We start from the raw sequence: 19329 nt of genomic DNA, 5'->3' as shown, positions 1-19329 counted from the left end.
CGCGGCGGTGCAAGGTTCAAGCGGCGCGTTCGGAGCACCGGCAAATCGGCGAATCGCGTGGGCCGTTGAATTGGACGTTCCGATGAGAAGGCTGCGGACGAGTCGGCCGAAGCTTCGAACCCGCTCACGGCTCGCGCGGCAGATGCTCCATTGCCAGCGCGGCGAGATCGCGCTCCAGCACCTGCTGCACCAGGTCGAAGGTGTCCATGATTTCTCGGATGCGCGTGATGCGGCCATCCTTGAGGGTGTAGAACACGGCGACGTCGTACCGGACGATGCGATCGTTGGAGCGTTTGCGCAAATAGATGCGGAGATCAGCGGCGACCTGGTCGCCCTCGGCGATCAGCGCCAGCACCTCGTGCCGACGCTCGACATAGCGGCTGCGCACGGTTTCCCACATGCGCCGCACCTCGCTTCTGCCGCGGCGCGGCCCGAGATGCGGGAGGATGTCGATCGGCGCCGAGGCGAGATGCTCGACGTCCTCGCTGCACAACGACAGCACCTTATCGAAATCGCTGGCGGAGTACGCATCGAGCAGCTGCAGCACGCGTTCGCGGTTGGTTTGCTCGTTCATGCGGTCTCCATGATGGGGAAGCCGGTCATTGTTCCCAACTTGCGCAAGGGCTCGCGACCGTCAACTACCTCCGCGATTAGGTGTCGGTGTAATCGCTGAAAGAGTGAACGAATGCTGAGCAATTCCGGCGCAGATCGACGGCTTGCAGCTGTTTGTCGCGCCAGCGCGCGCTGGGTTCGACGCTTCGCGCCGGTGCATTCGCGTTCGCCGCGTGGTGCCGGGATAAGCCGCAGGCCGCTTGCCGTCGGTCTCGCGGGAACCGTGGTCCACCGTGGTGGTTAAAGCTTGCAAGATTCCTTTCCGGAGCATTCACCATGAAGATGCTGATCGCCGCTTCGCTCGCAGCCTGCGCGCTGCTCACCGCCCAGGCCGCCGAGGCCAAGGGCTGCATCAAGGGCGCCATCGTCGGCGGCGTCGCCGGCCATTATGCCGGCCATCATGGCATGCTCGGCGCCGCCGCCGGCTGCCTCTACGGCCGCCACCACGCCAAGGAGCAGCAAATGCAGCAGCAGCGTCAGCAGCGGCAGCCGAGCCAGGACGATGGCCGGACCTGAGAGGCCGAACTGACAGGGTAGGGTGGGCCAATCGCGCAGCGCGTGCCCACCAATGACAACCTCGTTCGATAGGGTGGGCACGCCTTCGTTCTGCGAGCTTCGGCGGACAAGCCGCTTTGCCCACCCCGCGATCTGGATAGCGAGGCTGGCTATCGTGCTGAACGAAGACGTCAGCGCGCGTTCTTCAATTTGGATTCAATTGTCAAACAGCCAATCTCACGCATGCAACGCGGTCATCGTGCGCCCCCGGGTCCCGCCTTGTTCGCCCGAGGGCAGGCTTCGCAAAGCGATCCAGCGCCGTTCGATGATTCTGGATTGCTTCGTCGCTTACGCTCCTCGCAATGACGCAGATGGATACACGTCCGCGTCCTCGCGGCGCGATCTGCGCCCGAGCTTTGCATCTCGTCTCACCCTCCAAGAGACAGAGGGCGCAGGAAAGGCCGGGTGCCGACCGCACCCATGGTCCGCGTGCAGCAAAAAAGCACGCGGCAGAACCACAGGTACGAGCCGAACATCCCGGCCTTCCCTGCGCGATGGGTTACGGCTTATACGCGATCTCCCCGGTGCGCCGGGCTGTTTGGCCACCGTCGCCAGCGAGACACGCAAGCGTCTTCGCCAACTTAATACTAGCGTCGGAGTATCAGGACCACGCGACTTCGCCGTCCGCGCCCGAGGCTTTTCGTCGTACAGCCCGCGCGCGTCCACCGCATCCCGCTTCCCACGTATCGTGACGACGCGTACGCCCCTCCATGTGGAGGCGGGATAAGCGAGATCATCGTTCTGATTTGGCCGACATGACAAGGCAGATCAGCTGCGGCATGGTAACGCGACGGGCAGTCACAGAGGAGGTCACACTCGCGTGGGTCGACGCAGGCTCATCCGGATGCTGCTGTCTTCGGATCGTCATTCCGGGGCGCGCCGGTACGGCGCGAGGCCGGAATCCATAAAGCCTTCGCCTTCCTCTATTAGTTGTTGCACTTCGGCGTGGTCTTCGCCGAAAGTGACGATAGAGGATGGGAGTCCGATCAGCACCAGCGGGCAAGGGTTTCCAACGCCACGTTGCACGCGATCTTGGAGCTTGCTCCAATGCGTTGTCGCCATTCCGAACTTGTCGGAGACGAACTGGTCAGTCCATGCGTCTCGAAAGGGAATCGGATTTTGATTTCTTTGAACGCGTTTCATCACATCGCGGATTTGCCGGTTTGTCGGGTTCAGGCCGATTCGCCTCATGTCGTCGTGTGAGTTGATGTCCTGCTCGTCAGCAAAACGCTTAACAAGATCGTGGAGAGCATTTTGCAGCGTGGCGCCACGTGTGACGATGATGCCGATAGAAATGCCCCCGTCGGCGTGCAGCCGTTTGAAGTTCTCTAGGTCGCGGTCAAAGAATGGATCCTTGTTGTTCCACTCGATTTCCAGCGCGATAGTGCCGGCATAGAACTCTTTGACGTGATCGATTTCGTGCGATTGCGATTCCCGGGGCCTTCCATCAATAATCCGTTGGACGATGAAGTTGTGCTTCAACCAGCCCTCCGCCATGAGCGCGCGTCGAAGTCGTTGAGTGCCCTTTGTCTCTCCGCCGCCCGAGCCGATAATCTCCTCGATCGGAATGGTCGAGGTCGCCAGCACGCGTTCCAGTTGCTCCGCCACCTCTGGAAAGTCGATGCTTAAAATGGCCTCCGCATGTGATTTGAAATCGATCTCGAAACCGCGTTGTCGAAGGCGTTCAAACATTGTCTTGGGTCCAGAAGCGAATCGGCCCACATTTATCCACTAAACATCTTGAGAACGTATCGAGAACATGGTATCTTGCGTTCAGCATACCCCGTATATCGTTCATGATGCCTAACGTGGTGGAGTCGGCGATGCTCTCGGCCGGAGAAGATCTTTTGCGCTTTGCACATGGCCGGCGCTTCGGGACAATCCTCGCAGATCCTCCGTGGCAGTTCACGAACAAGACCGGCAAGGTTGCTCCAGAGCATAAACGTCTGTCGCGCTACGGTACGATGAAGCTCGATGAAATCTGCGCACTCCCGTTGATCGAGATCTCCGCCGCGACATCACACCTCTATCTGTGGTGCCCCAATGCGATGCTGCCGGACGGTCTTGCTGTGATGAAGGCCTGGGGCTTCACCTACAAATCCAATATCGTCTGGCACAAGATACGGAAGGACGGCGGCTCGGACGGACGGGGCGTCGGTTTCTACTTTCGCAATGTAACGGAGCTGATCCTGTTTGGCGTGCGCGGCAAGAACGCGCGCACGTTGGCTCCAGGCCGACGGCAGGTCAACATGATCGAGACGCGTAAACGCGAACACTCGCGGAAGCCGGACGAGCAATATGAAATCATAGAAGCGTGTTCGCCAGGACCATTCATTGAGTTGTTCGGTCGTGGTCCGCGCAAGGGCTGGTCAACCTGGGGGAATCAGGCAGAGGACTACAAGCCGACCTGGAAGACATATGCCAACCATTCGCAAGCGGGCATCATCTTGGCGGAGTAGTTTCGTGTCAGACGGAGATTCTACGAATGAAGCCAGCGAGGGAGCTAGGCAGGGTGCAGGTCGTCACAATTGCTTTTGTAGCATGATCGGCCCAAGCAACCACAATTCCTATTGAACGTGCGTAATCCAGCAGCCAAACCTTTCCCTTCGGAGGAGCCGTTTCCATAAGTATGAGCATCGTGACGCTCGGACCCAGCAGCTTGCTGTACACGAATTGATATTCGAGGAGCTGACTGACTGCTTTCCTGAGCTGGGTATGAAAGTTGCTGTCCGTGCAGCTCTTGATCTCCACTAGCACGCTCCTGCTAGCGTTCTTGAAGTAAAGATCGATGTTCTGGTTGTATTTGGGTTTAAAGCCTTTTCGCTTTGCGAGATTGGCCAGCAATTCTTCAAGTCGGAAGTGGGAGAGGCTCGCGCGCTCGCGGGCGATGATGTCTATTTGCGCTTCGGCTATGGTTTTGCCTGACGCAGTGGGAGGTTTTCTGTCCCAATTGGAGGACGTCTGAGTGCTGCCTTCCTGAATTCCGATCCCTGCATCTTCAAGGGGGATTGCGTCGATCGCCAAAATTGGCGAACTCTTGGAGACGTTCCCGTTTAGAAGACCTAGCCACCCGCGAAGTTGTAGAAACGCAATCGGATTTGCTAATAGTTCTTCGCGTGCTCCTGCGTCTTGCTCATGCTGCGCGGCCACGATTGCCGCGTGCTGTAGCCAACCGTCGTCGAGCTCCAAATGAATTTGTCTAGAGTCAGGATCGAAAATTTTTGTTTCGACCAGAAAGAATTCGAAATTAGACCTTGCCTTCACGGCAGTGCTCGGCTGAACCCAGCGCTCAAAAAAGCGTGCATTCCTTTTGTCGATGAGGCGCCCAATGTTCCAGACACCTCGCTTATCAGCAATTTTGTCGCAAATAAATGTTCTGATCCGATCGTCCCGGTAGGCCCAGATAAAATACATGACTTTTCGGACAACTGGGTTGTCAAGCCCATATGCTTCAACGAGTGACAAAAAATGATCGTATGCTATCGAGCCGTCGCGATTTATCAGCAGATAGCGCTGCCTCGCTAGTCCAGGCGCATCCCTATGAGTACGAGCCCGCGCGTAAGCAAGCAGCACCTTATATTGCATTCCCGGCCTAACCGCCTTGATCGTAGCGTCGACCGTTGAAAGCGGTGGTTCTTTGGTAAGAGAGCCATGATCTCCGCCAGCCACGTTCCCTCCGAGAGCCAAGTAGTACGTTCACTCTCGTTACCGCTATTTGGTTGAGAAATGGTCGCCAGCTACCGCTTCTTCCATCCACCTCTTTTCCCCGGTGCGCCGCCGGTGGAGCGCGGGGCGGGGCCGAATTCGGGGCCGGAGTCGCGGGAGTTGGTGGGCTGGATGATGCGGCTCGACGAGCCGAACGGTTTTTCCGGCAGCTTGGGGTTGGGGCGGTAGGGCAGGGACTCCGGGCCGTGCATCTCGTCGAGATGGGGCTTGTGGACTTTGGAGCTGGTGCGCGAGGACGAGCCGCCGGTGATTTCGTCGTGGGACGGCAACAGTGGGTCGGTGTTGCGGGATTTGCCGCCGCCGCGACCGCCACGACTCGCGGACCCCCCACCCCACCCCTCCCCCGCAAGGGGGGAGGGAGAGGAGAGACCGCCCGGGCGGCTTGAGCCACCGCGCGAAGCACCGCGGCCCTTCAGGGCCGTGGTCGGCAGATTGGCGGCGTCGCCGTATTTCTTGGCGCCGGCATAGGACCCGGCCTTGCCCTGCACCGTCTTCTGCTTGGCGGTGGGATCATCGACCACCGCGAGTTCGGTGGCGCGCAGGCGTTTCACTTCGTCGCGGAGGCGCGCGGCTTCCTCGAAGTTCAGGTCGGCGGCGGCTTCGCGCATCCTGGTTTCGAGATCGGCCAGCACGGTCTCGAAATTGTGCCCGATCGAGATCGCGTCGTCGGTGGCGGTGCCGCCGCCGGTCTCGACCAGGACGTGGTCGCGCTCGTAGACCGAGTTGAGGATGTCGCCGATCGACTTCTTGACGCTCTCCGGCGTGATGCCGTGGGCGGTGTTGTACTCGACCTGCTTCTCGCGGCGGCGATTGGTTTCGGCGATTGCGCGCTCCATCGAGCCCGTCATCTGGTCGGCATAGAGGATCACCTTGCCGTCGACGTTGCGCGCGGCGCGGCCGATGGTCTGGATCAACGAGGTCTCGCTGCGCAGAAAACCTTCCTTGTCGGCATCGAGGATGGCGACCAGCGCGCATTCGGGAATGTCGAGGCCCTCGCGCAACAGGTTGATGCCGACCAGCGCGTCGAACGCCCCTAACCGCAGATCGCGGATGATCTCGATGCGCTCGATGGTGTCGATGTCGCTGTGCATGTAGCGGACGCGGATGCCCTGCTCATGCAGATATTCCGTCAGATCCTCGGCCATGCGCTTGGTCAGCACGGTGATCAGCGTGCGATAGCCGGCGGCCGCGGTGGCGCGCACTTCGCCGAGGAGATCGTCGACCTGGGTGCGCGCGGGACGGATATCGACGGGCGGATCGATCAGTCCGGTCGGGCGGATGACCTGCTCGACGAACACGCCGCCGGCCTCGTTCAGCTCCCAGCCGCTCGGCGTCGCTGAGACCGCGACCGTCTGCGGCCGCATCATGTCCCATTCCTCGAAGCGCAGCGGGCGGTTGTCCATGCAGGAGGGCAGGCGGAAGCCGTATTCGGCCAGCGTCGCCTTGCGGCGGAAGTCGCCGCGGAACATGGCGCCGATCTGCGGGATGGTGACGTGGCTCTCGTCGGCGAACACCAGCGCGTTGTCGGGGACATATTCGAACAGGGTCGGCGGCGGCTCGCCGGGCCGGCGTCCGGTGAGATAGCGCGAATAGTTCTCGATGCCGGCGCAGCTTCCCGTCGCCTCCATCATCTCGATGTCGAAGGTGGTGCGCTGCTCCAGCCGCTGCGCTTCGAGCAGGCGCCCCTGCGCGTGCAGCTGATCGAGCCTGATCTTCAGCTCCTGCTTGATCGACTTCATCGCCTGCACCAGGGTCGGGCGCGGCGTCACATAGTGCGAATTGGCGTAGACCTTGATGAATTCCAGCTCGTCCTGCTTGTGGCCGGTGAGCGGATCGAACTCCTCGATGTTCTCGACGGTGTCGCCGAACAGGTTCACGCGCCAGGCGCGGTCCTCATAGTGCGCCGGGAAGATGTCGATGACGTCACCCCGCACGCGAAAGGTGCCGCGGGTGAAATCATGCTGGGTGCGCTTGTACTGCAGCGCGACCAGATCGGCGATCAGCTGGCGCTGGTCGATGCGCTCGCCCTTCTTCAGCGCGAAGGTCATCGCGGTGTAGGTTTCGACCGAACCGATACCGTAGATGCAGGACACCGAGGCGACGATGATGACGTCGTCGCGCTCCAGCAGTGCGCGCGTCGCCGCGTGGCGCATGCGGTCGATCTGTTCGTTGATCGAGGAGTCCTTCTCGATATAGGTGTCGGTGCGGGGGACGTAGGCCTCGGGCTGATAGTAGTCGTAATAGGAGACGAAGTACTCGACCGCGTTGTCGGGGAAGAAGCTCTTGAACTCACCATAGAGCTGGGCGGCCAGCGTCTTGTTCGGCGCCAGGATCAGGGCAGGGCGCTGCGTCGCCTCGATCACCTTGGCCATGGTGTAGGTCTTGCCGGAGCCGGTGACGCCGAGCAGCACTTGCGTGCGGTCGTTGCGGTCGATGCCCTCGACCAGTTCGGCGATCGCCTGCGGCTGGTCGCCTTTCGGCTCGTAGGCGGATTTGATCTCGAAGCGAACGCCGCCTTCGCTCTTTTCGGGGCGCGGCGGCCGGTGCGGTGTCCACACCTTCAGCGAGCCGTCATCCTTGCGGAATTCCGGGCGCCCCTCGCGGATCAGCGCCTCCAGCGCTTCCGCCGTGGCCTTGACGCCGAGCGCCTCCATCTTGCTGCGGGGCGGACGGGCGAGCGCTTCCTCGTCGTCCTCCGCGGTCGGCAGGCCGAGCTGGCGTGCGAGCTCAGGATCGAGCGTCGGGATGGTGGCGGCGGTGCCGTAATTGGCTTGCGGGGCTTCGGCGAGGCCATGCTGACCTGTGCTCGCCTCGCCCCCACCCTGACCCTCCCCCGCCTGCGGGGGAGGGGACGCAAGCGGCGCGGCCACGGAATCGTTATTCGCATACGGGCTCGGCGTGTGCGGTCTGGAGCCCTCCCCCGCTTGCGGGGGAGGGTTGGGTGGGGGCGCCGCACGCGAGATATCGGACCGTCTTGCCCCCACCGGCTGCGGGTTCGGCCGCAGCGGCATCGGGTGGGGCTCTGCGGCATCGCGCTTCGCCACGTCCTCGCTCTTGCCGCGGGTCGAAGCGCGGGCGCGATGCGCGGCGGCCTCGCCGCCACTGCGGCGGTCCCAGGAGTTATCCGGCGGCGGCTGCAATCCCGTCGATGAGCCGATGCCGCTCTCGCCTCTGTTGATGGCGGGATTCAACAGCTCGGCGAGCGCCGGCCCGATCGGCTGCACGTCGGGCCGATGTGCTTTGGATTTCGGGGATTTCGCAGGTTTCTTGGTCGCGTCTGGATTCTTCGCCATGGCCGGAATATGGGACTGAAACGGCCGTCAGAAAAGAGCGAAGGCCAGCCATCGATGCTGTCGGCATGGAACGTGAGGGAAACCGAATGAGCGTAGCGCCCAAGGCCTTCATTGCGGGAGCGGTCATCGCTGCATTGTCAGGGAATTGTCAGCAGCTGGCAGCACAGCAGGCGGATGCCGAGCCGGCGACCCGCGCGGCCAACGCGACTTTCGCAAAGGATCTGCCGTTTGCCGATCGCGCCGACTTCGACGACGCCAAGCGCGGCTTCATCGCCACGGTGCAGGATGGCGTCATCGCCGGTCCGCGCGGGCCGGCCTTCGACACCAGGCCGTTCGCATTCCTCAACAGCGATCAGGTGCCGCCGACCGTCAATCCCAGCCTGTGGCGGCAGGCGCAGCTCAATGCCGCCAACGGCCTGTTCCAGGTCACGGACCGCGTCTACCAGGTGCGGGGCCTCGACATCTCGAACATGACCATCATCGAGGGCGACAGCGGATTGATCCTGATCGATCCCTTGCTGTCGAACGAGACCGCGAAGGCCGCGCTCGACCTCTATCTGAAGCACCGTCCGGCCAAGCCGGTCGTCGCCGTGGTCTACACCCACAGCCACATCGATCATTTCGGCGGCGCCAAGGGCGTCATCACCGCCGAGGATGCCGCCTCCGGCAAGGTCAAGGTGCTCGCGCCCGACGGCTTCATGGAGCATGCGGTCGCGGAGAACGTGATCGCGGGCGCCGCGATGGCCCGCCGCGCGCAATATATGTATGGCATCAACCTGCCGATCAGCGAGCGCGGTCAGATCGACATCGGGCTCGGCAAGGCGCTGTCGCGCGGCACCAACTCGCTGATCCCGCCGAACGACCTCATCAAGCAGGACTACGAGACGCGCACGATCGACGGCGTCGAGATCGAATTCCACCTGGTGCCGGGCTCGGAAGCGCCGGCCGAGATGCTGCTGTATTTTCCGCAGTTCAAGCTCCTGGACATGGCGGAAGACGCCACGCACAACATGCATAATCTCTACACGCTGCGCGGCGCCGAGATCCGCGACGGCCGGATGTGGTCGCGCTATATCGACGACGCCATCGCGCGCTATGGCGACCGCACTGACATCGTGATCGCGCAGCATCACTGGCCGATGTGGGGTAATGAGCGGATCGTCGCGTTCCTGAAGCGGCACCGCGACCTCTACAAGTTCATCCACGACCAGACGGTGCGGCTGCTCAATCACGGGCTGACGTCGACGGAGATCGCGGAAAAATTGAAGCTGCCGGCGAGTCTGGCCGGCGACTGGTCGGCGCGCGGCTATTACGGCACGCTGAGCCATAACGCCAAGGCGGTCTATCAGTTCTATCTCGGCTGGTACGATGCCAATCCGGCCGACCTCAACCCGCTGCCGCGCAGCGAGTCCGCCAAGAAGACCATTGATTACATGGGTGGGGCGGATGCCGTGCTGGCGCGGGCGCAGGAGGATTTCAAGGCGGGGCAATACCGCTGGGTGGCGAGCATCATGAGCCAGCTCGTCTTCGCCGACCCCGAGAACAAGGCGGCGCGCGCGCTCGGGGCCGATGCGCTGGAGCAGCTCGGCTACCAGAGCGAGGCCGCGACCTGGCGCGATGCCTATCTCACCGGCGCGGCCGAGCTGCGCAATGGACCGCCGAAGCCGCAAGCGGCGGCGAATGCCGAGCTCCTGAAGGGCGTCAGCATCGATCTCGCCTTCGATTTCCTCGGCGTGCGGCTGAACGCCGCCAAGGCCGAGGGCAAGCACATCGTGATCAACTGGACCTTCACCGATAGCGGCGAGACCCAGGTGATGAACCTGGAGAATTCGGCGCTGACCCATCGCGCCGGTCCGCTCGACGACAAGGCCGATGCCGGCGTCAAGCTGACCCGCGCCACGTTCGATGCGATCTCGAGCAAGCAGCGCACCATGCTGGCGGCGGTCGCGACCGGCGAGGTCGCGCTGTCGGGCAATCCGCTCAAGCTGCAGGAGCTGTTTGCGATGTTCGACGAGTTTGCCGGCGGCTTCGCGATCGTCGAGCCGCCCAAGCAAGCGGTGGAGTAGCTAGTGCCGCGTCGGCGGCTCGATGATGTCGAGATGCACGCCCTGGCAGGACACGCATTGCAGCGCCCAATATTCGGCGCCGCCGCGGCCGTCGATCACGCGCAGCACCGTCAGCTGCCCGTCGCAGTCGGGGCAACGGGAGCGGATCGTGGCACTCCAGTGCCGGATTTGAGGCTCGGCCATGATGGCGGTCCGCGGTGAGCAGTGAAAGGACTGGTTGAGAAGGGCTTTTTAGTTCGCCTGTTAGTTGGCTGGCACGGAAGCTTGCGAGTTATCCCCAGCGCTTCCGAAACCGATCGATGTGGCTCTTGGCATCGGCCACCGCCATTTCGACATCCGACCAGGCGAAGCCGACTTCCAGGCTGGGAAACGAGACCCCATTGATGATGACAGGGCTCATGTCCGAGCGGCGAATCCGCGCGTGCCAGAGACCTCGACCCGCTTCGAAAGGTTCGATGGTAAAATCCTCGTACTGATACGTCATAAGCAGTCCTGGTACCCGCGGTCCGAAATCCCCTGCGCGGATGCCGCGGATTCGAACCTGAGGGACTTCAGACCGAATAGCGGTACGCAAGCGGCGGCTCCCAGCAGGCTGACTTGAGCATTCGCGCAACCCGCTGCGGCGACCACGCACGCGAATTCCGGTCAGCAGGGCTGAAGACACCGAACCTCCATCACATCATGAATTTGTGCCGGCGTGTGTGAGTCGGTTCACATGATCACGTCTTTTTTGTCGAACGACGTCGGGTCGGGCCGCTGTGCCATCGGGCTGCGCTGCAGCATGCATGATCCAGCGGCGGAAAGCGGTAAAATCGCGCTGTCCGGACTGGAAGCTGCGATACACCAGATACCAGCGCTCGCCTTTGGGGACGCTGAGCGCAAACGGCGCAACCAGCCGGCCGGCAGCGAGGTCGTCATCGATATAAGGACGGATGCCCATGGCGACGCCGAGGCCGTCGACCGCGGCCTGCAGCGCCTGGCCGTAGTATTCGAAGACGGTGCCGCGCGCCGCGATCCGCGTCAGGCCGGCGGCCTTCAGCCAGAGCGACCAGTCCTCGGCGGCGTGTGCGACGCGCAAGAGGCTCGGTCCTTTCAGATCCGCGGGCCGCTTCAAGGAGGCCGCCAGCCGCGGCGTGCAGACCGGCAGCAGATCGGCGGCGAACAGCGGCTCGGCGACCAGGCCCGGCCAGGCTCCGTCGCCCAGCCGGATGCCGCAGCTCCAATCGTCGCCGAACGGGACCGCGGCGCCACCGGTCGTGATCCGCACCTCGATGTCGGGCTCTTCCTTGCTGAAATCCACCAGCCGTGGGATCAGCCACTTCATCGCAAAGGTCGGTCCCACCCCGAGCGTCAGCACGCGCCGATTCGCCGGCGCCATGACCTGCGCGGTGAGCGAGGCCAGCGCATCGAAGATCGGGGTCAAGCCGTTCTGATAGGTGCGGCCCGCGGCGGTGAGTGCCAGGCGGTTGGCCTTGCGCTCGAACAGCACGACGCCCAGCCGCTGCTCGAGCAGGTGGACCATGCGGCTGATCGCGGCAGCCGAGACGTTGAGCTCCGCACCGGCCGCGGCGAAGCTGCCACTGCGCGCCGCCGCCTCGAATGCCTTGATGCCGTTGAGAAACAGGACCCGCCGCATAAACCCTCAGGAAAGCTGATGGAGGACAACATAACTCGGTTTGCGTCACAGGCAATGCGGAGCAATTCATAGCTGCAGAGGAGAACGGACATGACGGCGGCGCTGATCACAGCACTTGGATTGTTGATGGTCGGGACAGCCTTCCTGTCCGGCATCTTCGGCATGGTGGGCGGGCTGATCCTGATCGGCGTGCTGCTGGCGCTGATGCCGCTGCCCGCGGCCATGGTGCTGCATGCGATCACCCAGATGGCCTCGAACGGCTGGCGCGCGGTGCTGTGGCGCCGCCATGTCCGCTGGCGGCCGGTCCTCGTCTATCTCATCGGTTGTGCGCTGGCGCTGGCGGCGTGGTCGCTGGTCCGCTACGTGCCGGACAAGCCGGCCGCACTGCTGATGCTCGGCATCACGCCGTTCCTGGCGCGGATGATGCCGGCCGGATTGAAGCCCGATCCGGACAGCATCTGGCAGGGCACGCTGTACGGCTCGGTCTGCATGGGGCTGATGCTGATGACCGGCGTATCGGGGCCGCTACTGGATACCTTCTTTTTGGGAGCCCGCTTCGACCGCCGCGCGATCGTCGCCACCAAGGCGACCTGCCAGGTCGCAAGCCACCTGACCAAGCTGATCTATTTCGGCGGCATCATCGACCAGGCCGCGCGCCTCGATCCTACGCTCGCGGTCGTTGCGATCGCCGCCTCGATGCTCGGCACCACCTTGGCCCGCCGCATCCTGGAGGCGCTGAGCGAGCAGCAGTTCCGGATCTGGGCCAACCGCCTGATCACGACCGTTGCCGGCTACTACATACTCTACGGCGGGTGGCTGCTGCTGTTTGCCCGCAGCACCCTCGCCGCCGATTAAGGGAGAGCGAGCATGAGCGAAATTGCCGATCCGCTGGTGCTGGACTTCGTCGAATGGATCGCGCGGGCGCCGCGCAGCCACGCCGAGGTGATCGCGACCTGGAAGACGTCGTGTCCGCGGCTGACGATCTTCGAGGATGCTGCCGAGTGCGGCTACGTCACGCGCGAGACCATCGTGGGCTTCGGCGTCGTGATCACGGTGACCGAAGCGGGCGAGCAGCTGTTGCGGACGCATGGGCGGACGTCGTAGGCGCGATCACATTTCTGCGGGTGCCGCGACCGGCATTGACTTGCGGATGCGTTCCGGCGAGTTTCATGCAGATGCATCTTCTTGCATGAGGCACAGGGAAACGCGCGATGATCGACCTCTATTACTGGACCACGCCGAACGGCCACAAGATCACGATGTTCCTGGAGGAGACCGGGCTGCCCTACAGGATCATCCCGATCAATATCGGCAAAGGCGAGCAGTTCGCGCCCGAGTTTCTGGCCGTGGCGCCGAACAACCGGATTCCCGCGCTGACCGACCATGAGCCGAAGGGCGGCGGCAAGCCGATCTCGATCTTCGAATCCGGCGCGATGCTGCTCTATCTCGCCGAGAAGACCGGGCAGTTTCTGCCCTCCAACATCTATGGCCGCTACGACGTGATCCAGTGGACGTTCTGGCAGATGGGAGGCCTCGGGCCGATGGCCGGGCAGAACCATCACTTCCGCAACTACGCGCCGGAAAAGATCCCGTACGCGATCGACCGCTACGTCAACGAGACCAATCGGCTCTATGGCGTGCTCAACAAGCGCCTGGCCGGCCGCGAATTCATCGCCGACGATTATTCGATCGCCGACATGGCCTGCTATCCCTGGGTGGTGCCGCACGAGGCGCAGGGCCAGAACATCGAGGACTTTCCGAACGTGAAGCGCTGGCTCGCCGACATCAAGGCGCGACCGGCGACGCAGCGCGCTTATGCCAAGGCCAAGGAAGTCAATCCCAATTACGGCCAGCCGGCGATCCGCACCGAAGAGGAGCGCAAGATCCTGTTCGGCCAGACCGCGTCGGTGGTGCGCTAGACGGGCCACGTTCCGGCTGTCATCATCAGCGAAAGCAGATGATCCAGTAGACGCAGCTGTTTCGATCAACAATGACCGGCTCGGCGTACTGGATGCCCCGCCTGCGCGGGGCATGACTATCGGGAACGGGAGGAACGCATGTCACTCAAACTGTTTGAACTCGTCGGCACCGACGAAACCCGTCCGTTCAGCCCCTATTGCTGGCGCATTCGAATGGCGCTGGCGCATAAGGGCCTCACAGCGGAATCGATTCCGTGGCGCTTCACCGAGAAGGCAGCGATCGCTCCGCACGGTGCGGACAAGGTCCCGGTGATGCTCGACCGCGACAAAGCGGTGGTCGATTCCTGGGTGATCGCGAACTACCTGGAAGACACCTATCCGGAACGACCGTCGCTGTTCGGCGGCGACGGCGGTCGCGCCGTGGCGCGCTTCATGAACTGGTGGGGCGACATCGCCATCGTCGGCGGCATCTTTCCGTTCATCATCGCCGACATCCCGAAAAATCTTGCCGCCGTCGATGCCGATTACTTCCGCGCATCCCGCGAGGCACGGTTCGGCAAGAGCCTCGAAGAGGTGATGGCCAATCGCGATCAGGCCGTGCCCGGTTTTCGCAAGTCGCTCGACCCGTTGCGGCTGACGATGAAGTCGCAGCCCTTCATTGGCGGTCAGCAGCCAAATTACGCCGACTACATCGTGTTCGGCGGCTTTCAATGGGCGCGCGTCGTGAGCCCCTTCAAGCTGCTGGATCAGGACGATCCCGTCTATGCCTGGCGCGAGCGGTTGCTCGACGCCTTCGATGGCATGGCGCGCAAGTCGCCGGGCTTTCCCGTCTAACGATCAGAACTTCGGCGGCCGGCGTTCGTGCCAGGCCGCCAACCCCTCCGCAAGATCGCGACCGCCGACGAGGCGGGCGAATTGCTCGCTCTCGACCAGCAAGCCCTCCGCAACCGCCATGTTGAGCCCACGCGTCGCAGCCGTGATGATGCTCGTGACCGCATCGGGCGAATGACGGGTGATACGGCGCGCAAGCTCGCGTGCGGCGGGCAGCAGCTCGTCATGCGGCACCACCGCATTGACGAGGCCGATCTCCATTGCGCGCTCAGGCGAGAACGGATCGCCGGTCAGTAGCAATTCGAGGCCGCGCTTGCGGCCGACCAGCCGCGGCAGCCGCTGTGTGCCGCCGAATGTCGGCGGCATGCCGAGCTTGATTTCGGGCTTGGCAAACGAGGCGCGCTCGCTGGCGATGGCGAGGTGCACGGCTTCCGTGATCTCGCAGCCCCCGCCGAAGGCCAGGCCATTGACGGCGGCGATCACCGGCTTGCCGAAGGACTCCAGCCGCGCGGTCAGGGCTTGCCCGCGCCGGACGAAATCGCGGATCGCCGCTCCACGGCCCTGACGAACGCTCACGGAGAATTCGTGGATGTCGGCGCCGGCCGAGAAAGCGCGCTCGCCGGCGCCGGTCAGGATGGCCGCGCGCACCGCAGAGTCGGTTTCGATGCGGTCGAGCGCGGCCATCAGCGCATCGATCAGACCGTAGTTCAGTGCGTTGAGGCGCTCAGGCCGGCTCAGCGTCAGGAGCGCGATGTGGTCCTCGATCTCGATCAGGACAGGGGCGGGCATGCAAGTGGTCTCCGGCTGGGCAAAGCAGTCATTAAAGTAGAGGAGGGTCCACATTGTGTATATTCACTGGTCAGTATACATTGACGCCATGGCCCGTTCCTCCGATCCGACCCGCACGCGCATCATCCAGGCGGCAAGCGCGCTGTTCTATAGCGAGGGGATCCGCGCCGTCAGCGTCGATGCGGTGGCGGAGAAGGCGGGGCTCACCAAGAAGACGCTGTATTATCATTTCCGGAGCAAGGACGACCTGATCGCCGCTTATCTCGCCGCGCGCGACCAGCCCAATCTGGCGCTGTTCAAACGCTGGTTCGAGGAGGCCGAAGGGGCTCTGCCGGACAAGGTCGCCGCCATCTTCACGAACCTCGCGCGCTCGGTGCGCCATCCGAAATGGCGCGGCTGCGGCTTCCTGCGCACCACGGCCGAACTCGCCAATCTGCCCGGGCATCCCGCGATCAAGATCGGCGCCGCGCACAAGAAGAAGTTCGAAGGCTGGCTGCTTGCCGCTTTCGAAGCCGCAGGGATTCGCGACGCGGGCGAACTGGCGCGGCAGATGCTGTTGCTATTGGACGGCGCTTTCGCCGTCGTGCTGCTGCATCGGGATGCCGGCTATATGGAGACGGCCGGCAGCGCCGCGCACGCGCTGGTCGCTGCTGCGCTCGCGGGCGGTCCCCGTCCTATCGGCGCCTCCGGCACGGACGGCATCCGCAGGCCCGCGACGGCATCGAAACGCGCGCACCGGCGTCCGCTAGGCCAATGAGCCGCGCCGCGGCTATGACCTGACGCCCGCGTCCGCTACTTCGGAAATCCGACCGTCTGCGACAGCAGGACCTCCTGATCGTGACTGAGGCCGAGCGCATTGGCGATCGCCTCGCGGTCGATCCAGGCGCGGATAACGGTCGCCAGCCCGTTCGCGGCGGCAAACAGGTAGACATTCTGGGTGATCGCGCCGGCCGCAACGTTCGCATAGCTCGCGCGCATGTTCACCGGGATCAGCTTCATCCGACCGTGGTCGGCGACATAGACGAGGTCGAGCGGCGCATTGTCGACGAAATCCTGATAGCCGGTCACGCGCCTGACGTCGCTGCCGGCGACAAGGCGGAGTGCGTTTGCGGCTGCATCGTAAAGATATGCCCCGGTGGGCAGGGCAACGTAGATGTCGATTTCCTGAGTGTTCATCGCCGATGGGGCGGTGCGTCCGCCGTCATCGCGATTGATTCCGTTGGCGGCCCACAACAGGTTGGCGAGAAGCGGCAGCGGCAGTTCGGTGGCGGCGAACTCGCGCGAGGAATGTCGCTCCGCAAGCGCCAGCATCAGGGGCGCGCGCTTGTCGGGGGGCGGCAGGGGGAGGGTCGGCGAGGCGTCGCCACGGACGGGTTTCGGGCGGAGACGTCCCATGGCGCCGAGCGCAAACTTGGTCAGCGTGCTCACGATGAACTCCCAGGCGGCGTTGCGATCAGTGCATCACGCACCGCATTCGGAGATCGCGTATTGCGTCAGATCAAGGAACGCGTCGCACCGGAAGTCATTCGAGAACCGCCACTCTGGCCCGCGTCTTTGCCGTTGTGAAGCTGCTCCCGGAATTCTAGCTACATGGAACCCCTGGCAGCGCCGCGCACGCGCTCGTGACCGCTGCATTTTCCGCCGCGCTACGCAGCGCAGCCGCGTCCGGTCACTCGCTCGCCGAGGACAACGGCACTGACCATTTCGGTCGCGAGGCCATCGAAATCCGACAGGCGCAAATAGCCGTTGGCAAACGCCTCCTGCGTCAAGCGCACAATGCGCCGGTCGTCGGGCGTGTCCCATTGCTTGGCAATATAGTCAGCGCCGGCTGGACCGTAGATCTCTGGGTAGCGATCATGCTGGTTCTGGCGATCACGGTAGTACGCATTCAATCCGCCAATGAATTTCGGTCGGTTCGGGCCGCAGCGCTCGCTCCATGGCCTATCGAGCGCAGCCAAGGCGTCTTTGCGATTCGATCGGCGAGCATCCTCGATGTATTTCTCGTGTTCGTCGAATTCTATTCCACTTATCGGCGTGAAAGATTCGGGTGTTGGAGTCGCTGCCGGCGTCCAGGTGCGCACGGCAACTTGCCAGATCACGATGGCCCAGACGATGAACCAGAGGCGACTCATCGCGCGTCTCGCCCCGTATGCAGCTGTCTCGGCAGGCAGATTGGTGATTCGTCGTCACCCCAGAAGGACGGTCCGGTGAACTGAAGCATCTCGAACCGAACATCTTCCGGAAAATCGACCTTGACCACGCCCTTTTGCTCGAAGGCCTCGTTGAAGGCACCCTGCACGCGCTTGTCCAGCGGAGTCGAGAACGTGTCTGCGGCATCCCTGATCGTCTTGTCGCTGCAGAACATCATCAGGCCTCCGGGGCGGGGGCAATCCAGTTTGGCGATGTAGGCCCGCGTATAGGCCGTCACGGCATCGACCAGGTTCTTCTTCATCGTCTTGTCGCATGGCGACATTTTGTAGGCGGTGGCAGCCTGGAGCGCGTCGAGTCGCAGCGCATCGAGCTTGGGATTCTTGTCGCTCTGCGAAGTGTGCTCGGCGATCCAGGCCTTTCGCTCGAATTCCTTGGCATGATCGTCGCCGAAGGTCGTATCAACAAGCGCAGGGACTTGCGCGGCTAACTGGGGGGCCGGCGCTCGCATCGGAAAGCCGCGAATGGCCCAACTGACACCCACAAAGGTCGTGACGAAGGCAATGCAGACAACGACAACGAAGCGGGTCATGAAACGCTCATTTGGAATTCGAGCGCGATGTAGCATTTAGGGGTTAACCGGAAAATATGGCCTGCATTCCGCAGGGAAGATCGTAAATAGAGTTTAGCAGCCTAAGCCTGCTTTTGATGAGATCGGATCGCTGCCAGACAGGCCGCGTGCTGGTCGGCTCATAGATCTGCGGGCTGACTGCCGTCGCCACGCGCGAGATCCAGAACCCCGTTTCTCGCGAGGAGCTTGATCGCCGCATAGAGACTCGGGAGCACGGCGGCACATCGCGCCCGCGTCTCCTCGGTCGGTGCGACGATGTCCGGGACCATCAGCGTGATCGCGCCGGCGGCATGGGCTGCCGCGACCCCGGGATTGGAGTCCTCCACGGCGAGGCAAGCTTGCGCAACGGTGCCGAGGCGCTCGGCGGCGAGCAGATAGAGGTCGGGATGCGGCTTGCCGCGGCTGACATCATCGCGCGTCAGGATTGCGTCGAAGCGCGCGCCGATGCCGGCCGCGCCGAGATGCTGCGCGGCCGTCCGCCGGGACGAGGACGTGACGATCGCCTTTGGGAGGCAGGCGGCTTCGAGCGCATCGAGCAGCGCGATCGCGCCACGCTTCAACGGCAAGCCCTGTTTGAGAATCTCGGCGCAGTTCGCCGCGAACAGCCCGTTCACCTGCTCGATCGGAAAGTCAGCGCCGAAATGCTCGCGCAAAAGCAGCTGACATTCCGGGCCGGGGATGCCGATCATCCGGTGGCACAGCGCCTCGACGCCATCGGTGTAGCCGAGCGTCCCCAGCGCTGCGATCGAAGCTTCGAGATAGACCTTCTCGGTGTCGAGCAGCGTGCCGTCCATGTCGAGCAGGACGGCCTCGATGTGCCAGCGTTCCATCACCGCGCAGCCGCATTCTGCTCATTCGCAAGCCTGCGCAGGCAGTCGCGGCACAAGCAGTCCTGATCCGAGCCGCTCGCGCCGGCGGCGGGCAGCGGCAAGCGAACGGCTTCTTCGAAGCACCAGCAGGCCCCGCCGGGATCGCAGGTGAATTCGGTCCCGCAGGCTGCGCAGGTAAGGCGGCGCGCAACGCCTTCCAAAAGCTGGGCGCTTTCTAAACGATTTGTCACGATCGGAACCGCGCCCTTTCATGTCAGGTTCATGTGGCCGCCAAGTATAGTGGCGCGCCGGCC

21 protein-coding genes are annotated in these 19329 nt (G+C 63.3%); 8 read left to right on the top strand and 13 right to left on the bottom strand.

Going from position 1 to position 19329, the window contains the following annotated elements:
• Positions 1–124 precede the first annotated feature (124 nt).
• Entirely contained in the window at positions 125–574 is a 450-nt protein-coding gene (locus tag QXZ85_RS15490; protein WP_315704904.1) for a nuclear transport factor 2 family protein, read from the bottom strand.
• A 314-nt stretch (positions 575–888) separates the two neighbouring features.
• On the opposite strand from QXZ85_RS15490, the gene QXZ85_RS15485 reads away from it, so the two are divergent.
• Positions 889–1128, top strand: coding sequence for a hypothetical protein (locus tag QXZ85_RS15485; protein ID WP_315704903.1), 240 nt, complete (start codon positions 889–891; stop codon positions 1126–1128).
• 903 nt (positions 1129–2031) lie between these two features.
• Here the strand turns inward: QXZ85_RS15485 and QXZ85_RS15480 are convergent.
• On the bottom strand, positions 2032–2859 hold the full coding sequence (locus QXZ85_RS15480) for a BglII/BstYI family type II restriction endonuclease (protein WP_315744058.1): 828 nt from the start codon (positions 2857–2859) through the stop codon (positions 2032–2034).
• Positions 2860–2990: 131 nt separating this feature from the next.
• On the opposite strand from QXZ85_RS15480, the gene QXZ85_RS15475 reads away from it, so the two are divergent.
• Positions 2991–3626: an MT-A70 family methyltransferase gene (locus tag QXZ85_RS15475; RefSeq protein ID WP_315744059.1), complete on the top strand. Its 636-nt coding sequence runs from the start codon at positions 2991–2993 to the stop codon at positions 3624–3626.
• Positions 3627–3633: 7 nt separating this feature from the next.
• Here QXZ85_RS15475 and QXZ85_RS15470 read toward each other — a convergent pair whose 3' ends face one another.
• Both QXZ85_RS15470 and uvrB read right to left on the bottom strand, forming a co-directional pair.
• Positions 3634–4836 (bottom strand): hypothetical protein, encoded by a 1203-nt coding sequence (locus QXZ85_RS15470; protein WP_315744061.1) that lies wholly within the window; start codon positions 4834–4836, stop codon positions 3634–3636.
• A gap of 68 nt (positions 4837–4904) precedes the next feature.
• The gene (uvrB, locus tag QXZ85_RS15465; RefSeq protein WP_316174390.1) at positions 4905–8186 is read right to left on the bottom strand and encodes an excinuclease ABC subunit UvrB; all 3282 of its coding nucleotides are present in this window, start codon (positions 8184–8186) and stop codon (positions 4905–4907) included.
• An 86-nt stretch (positions 8187–8272) separates the two neighbouring features.
• Between uvrB and QXZ85_RS15460 the strand changes: the two genes are divergently transcribed.
• The gene (locus tag QXZ85_RS15460; RefSeq protein ID WP_316174388.1) at positions 8273–10252 is read left to right on the top strand and encodes an alkyl/aryl-sulfatase; all 1980 of its coding nucleotides are present in this window, start codon (positions 8273–8275) and stop codon (positions 10250–10252) included.
• On the opposite strand, the gene QXZ85_RS15455 is transcribed toward QXZ85_RS15460, so the two are convergent.
• From QXZ85_RS15455 to QXZ85_RS15445, 3 genes are all read right to left on the bottom strand, one after another.
• Positions 10253–10435: a hypothetical protein gene (locus QXZ85_RS15455; protein WP_315704897.1), complete on the bottom strand. Its 183-nt coding sequence runs from the start codon at positions 10433–10435 to the stop codon at positions 10253–10255.
• An 88-nt stretch (positions 10436–10523) separates the two neighbouring features.
• The gene (locus QXZ85_RS15450) at positions 10524–10652 is read right to left on the bottom strand and encodes a hypothetical protein (protein WP_315730647.1); all 129 of its coding nucleotides are present in this window, start codon (positions 10650–10652) and stop codon (positions 10524–10526) included.
• A 279-nt stretch (positions 10653–10931) separates the two neighbouring features.
• Complete coding sequence (locus QXZ85_RS15445; protein WP_315704895.1) at positions 10932–11888, bottom strand: LysR substrate-binding domain-containing protein; 957 nt, start codon at positions 11886–11888, stop codon at positions 10932–10934.
• A 90-nt stretch (positions 11889–11978) separates the two neighbouring features.
• Between QXZ85_RS15445 and QXZ85_RS15440 the strand changes: the two genes are divergently transcribed.
• The 4 genes from QXZ85_RS15440 to QXZ85_RS15425 all read left to right on the top strand — a co-directional run bounded on the left by QXZ85_RS15440 (position 11979) and on the right by QXZ85_RS15425 (position 14641).
• A complete protein-coding gene (locus QXZ85_RS15440; protein WP_315704894.1) occupies positions 11979–12743 on the top strand; it encodes a sulfite exporter TauE/SafE family protein in 765 nt (254 codons plus the stop codon).
• 12 nt (positions 12744–12755) lie between these two features.
• On the top strand, positions 12756–12992 hold the full coding sequence (locus QXZ85_RS15435) for a hypothetical protein (RefSeq protein WP_315744065.1): 237 nt from the start codon (positions 12756–12758) through the stop codon (positions 12990–12992).
• 107 nt (positions 12993–13099) lie between these two features.
• A complete protein-coding gene (locus QXZ85_RS15430; protein WP_315704892.1) occupies positions 13100–13807 on the top strand; it encodes a glutathione S-transferase N-terminal domain-containing protein in 708 nt (235 codons plus the stop codon).
• Between the two features lie 138 nt (positions 13808–13945).
• Entirely contained in the window at positions 13946–14641 is a 696-nt protein-coding gene (locus QXZ85_RS15425) for a glutathione S-transferase family protein (RefSeq protein ID WP_315704891.1), read from the top strand.
• A 3-nt stretch (positions 14642–14644) separates the two neighbouring features.
• Here the strand turns inward: QXZ85_RS15425 and QXZ85_RS15420 are convergent, their stop codons facing one another.
• Positions 14645–15427, bottom strand: coding sequence for a crotonase/enoyl-CoA hydratase family protein (locus tag QXZ85_RS15420; RefSeq protein ID WP_315744066.1), 783 nt, complete (start codon positions 15425–15427; stop codon positions 14645–14647).
• An 88-nt stretch (positions 15428–15515) separates the two neighbouring features.
• On the opposite strand from QXZ85_RS15420, the gene QXZ85_RS15415 reads away from it, so the two are divergent.
• Positions 15516–16184 carry a TetR/AcrR family transcriptional regulator gene (locus tag QXZ85_RS15415; protein ID WP_315704889.1) on the top strand — a complete coding sequence of 223 codons (669 nt, stop codon included), beginning with the start codon at positions 15516–15518 and terminating at the stop codon, positions 16182–16184.
• A 35-nt stretch (positions 16185–16219) separates the two neighbouring features.
• Here QXZ85_RS15415 and QXZ85_RS15410 read toward each other — a convergent pair whose 3' ends face one another.
• The 5 genes from QXZ85_RS15410 to QXZ85_RS15390 all read right to left on the bottom strand — a co-directional run bounded on the left by QXZ85_RS15410 (position 16220) and on the right by QXZ85_RS15390 (position 19266).
• Positions 16220–16855, bottom strand: a complete 636-nt coding sequence (locus tag QXZ85_RS15410) for a SagB/ThcOx family dehydrogenase (RefSeq protein ID WP_315704888.1) — start codon at positions 16853–16855, stop codon at positions 16220–16222.
• 218 nt (positions 16856–17073) lie between these two features.
• Positions 17074–17559: a hypothetical protein gene (locus tag QXZ85_RS15405; RefSeq protein WP_315704887.1), complete on the bottom strand. Its 486-nt coding sequence runs from the start codon at positions 17557–17559 to the stop codon at positions 17074–17076.
• Entirely contained in the window at positions 17556–18167 is a 612-nt protein-coding gene (locus QXZ85_RS15400) for a hypothetical protein (protein WP_316174385.1), read from the bottom strand. The genes QXZ85_RS15405 and QXZ85_RS15400 overlap by 4 nt, the downstream gene beginning before the upstream one ends.
• Before the next feature lie 158 nt (positions 18168–18325).
• On the bottom strand, positions 18326–19036 hold the full coding sequence (locus QXZ85_RS15395) for an HAD family phosphatase (protein WP_315765715.1): 711 nt from the start codon (positions 19034–19036) through the stop codon (positions 18326–18328).
• Positions 19036–19266 carry a cysteine-rich CWC family protein gene (locus tag QXZ85_RS15390; RefSeq protein ID WP_315768451.1) on the bottom strand — a complete coding sequence of 77 codons (231 nt, stop codon included), beginning with the start codon at positions 19264–19266 and terminating at the stop codon, positions 19036–19038. The genes QXZ85_RS15395 and QXZ85_RS15390 overlap by 1 nt, the downstream gene beginning before the upstream one ends.
• Positions 19267–19329: the final 63 nt, after the last annotated feature.

The organism is Bradyrhizobium sp. SZCCHNGR1005 (assembly GCF_032489995.1).
Lineage (GTDB): Bacteria > Pseudomonadota > Alphaproteobacteria > Rhizobiales > Xanthobacteraceae > Bradyrhizobium.
This window is presented reverse-complemented; position numbering and strand designations above follow the sequence as displayed.

Bases quoted from the DNA above. Each gene is read 5' to 3' on its own strand.
- QXZ85_RS15490 (WP_315704904.1), bottom strand. From the start codon at position 574: ATGAACGAGCAAACCAACCGCGAACGCGTGCTGCAGCTGCTCGATGCG.
- QXZ85_RS15485 (WP_315704903.1), top strand. From the start codon at position 889: ATGAAGATGCTGATCGCCGCTTCGCTCGCAGCCTGCGCGCTGCTCACC.
- QXZ85_RS15480 (WP_315744058.1), bottom strand. From the start codon at position 2,859: ATGTTTGAACGCCTTCGACAACGCGGTTTCGAGATCGATTTCAAATCA.
- QXZ85_RS15475 (WP_315744059.1), top strand. From the start codon at position 2,991: ATGCTCTCGGCCGGAGAAGATCTTTTGCGCTTTGCACATGGCCGGCGC.
- uvrB (WP_316174390.1), bottom strand. From the start codon at position 8,186: ATGGCGAAGAATCCAGACGCGACCAAGAAACCTGCGAAATCCCCGAAA.
- QXZ85_RS15460 (WP_316174388.1), top strand. From the start codon at position 8,273: ATGAGCGTAGCGCCCAAGGCCTTCATTGCGGGAGCGGTCATCGCTGCA.
- QXZ85_RS15455 (WP_315704897.1), bottom strand. From the start codon at position 10,435: ATGGCCGAGCCTCAAATCCGGCACTGGAGTGCCACGATCCGCTCCCGT.
- QXZ85_RS15450 (WP_315730647.1), bottom strand. From the start codon at position 10,652: ATGAGCCCTGTCATCATCAATGGGGTCTCGTTTCCCAGCCTGGAAGTC.
- QXZ85_RS15445 (WP_315704895.1), bottom strand. From the start codon at position 11,888: ATGCGGCGGGTCCTGTTTCTCAACGGCATCAAGGCATTCGAGGCGGCG.
- QXZ85_RS15440 (WP_315704894.1), top strand. From the start codon at position 11,979: ATGACGGCGGCGCTGATCACAGCACTTGGATTGTTGATGGTCGGGACA.
- QXZ85_RS15435 (WP_315744065.1), top strand. From the start codon at position 12,756: ATGAGCGAAATTGCCGATCCGCTGGTGCTGGACTTCGTCGAATGGATC.
- QXZ85_RS15430 (WP_315704892.1), top strand. From the start codon at position 13,100: ATGATCGACCTCTATTACTGGACCACGCCGAACGGCCACAAGATCACG.
- QXZ85_RS15425 (WP_315704891.1), top strand. From the start codon at position 13,946: ATGTCACTCAAACTGTTTGAACTCGTCGGCACCGACGAAACCCGTCCG.
- QXZ85_RS15420 (WP_315744066.1), bottom strand. From the start codon at position 15,427: ATGCCCGCCCCTGTCCTGATCGAGATCGAGGACCACATCGCGCTCCTG.
- QXZ85_RS15415 (WP_315704889.1), top strand. From the start codon at position 15,516: ATGGCCCGTTCCTCCGATCCGACCCGCACGCGCATCATCCAGGCGGCA.
- QXZ85_RS15405 (WP_315704887.1), bottom strand. From the start codon at position 17,559: ATGAGTCGCCTCTGGTTCATCGTCTGGGCCATCGTGATCTGGCAAGTT.
- QXZ85_RS15400 (WP_316174385.1), bottom strand. From the start codon at position 18,167: ATGACCCGCTTCGTTGTCGTTGTCTGCATTGCCTTCGTCACGACCTTT.
- QXZ85_RS15395 (WP_315765715.1), bottom strand. From the start codon at position 19,036: ATGGAACGCTGGCACATCGAGGCCGTCCTGCTCGACATGGACGGCACG.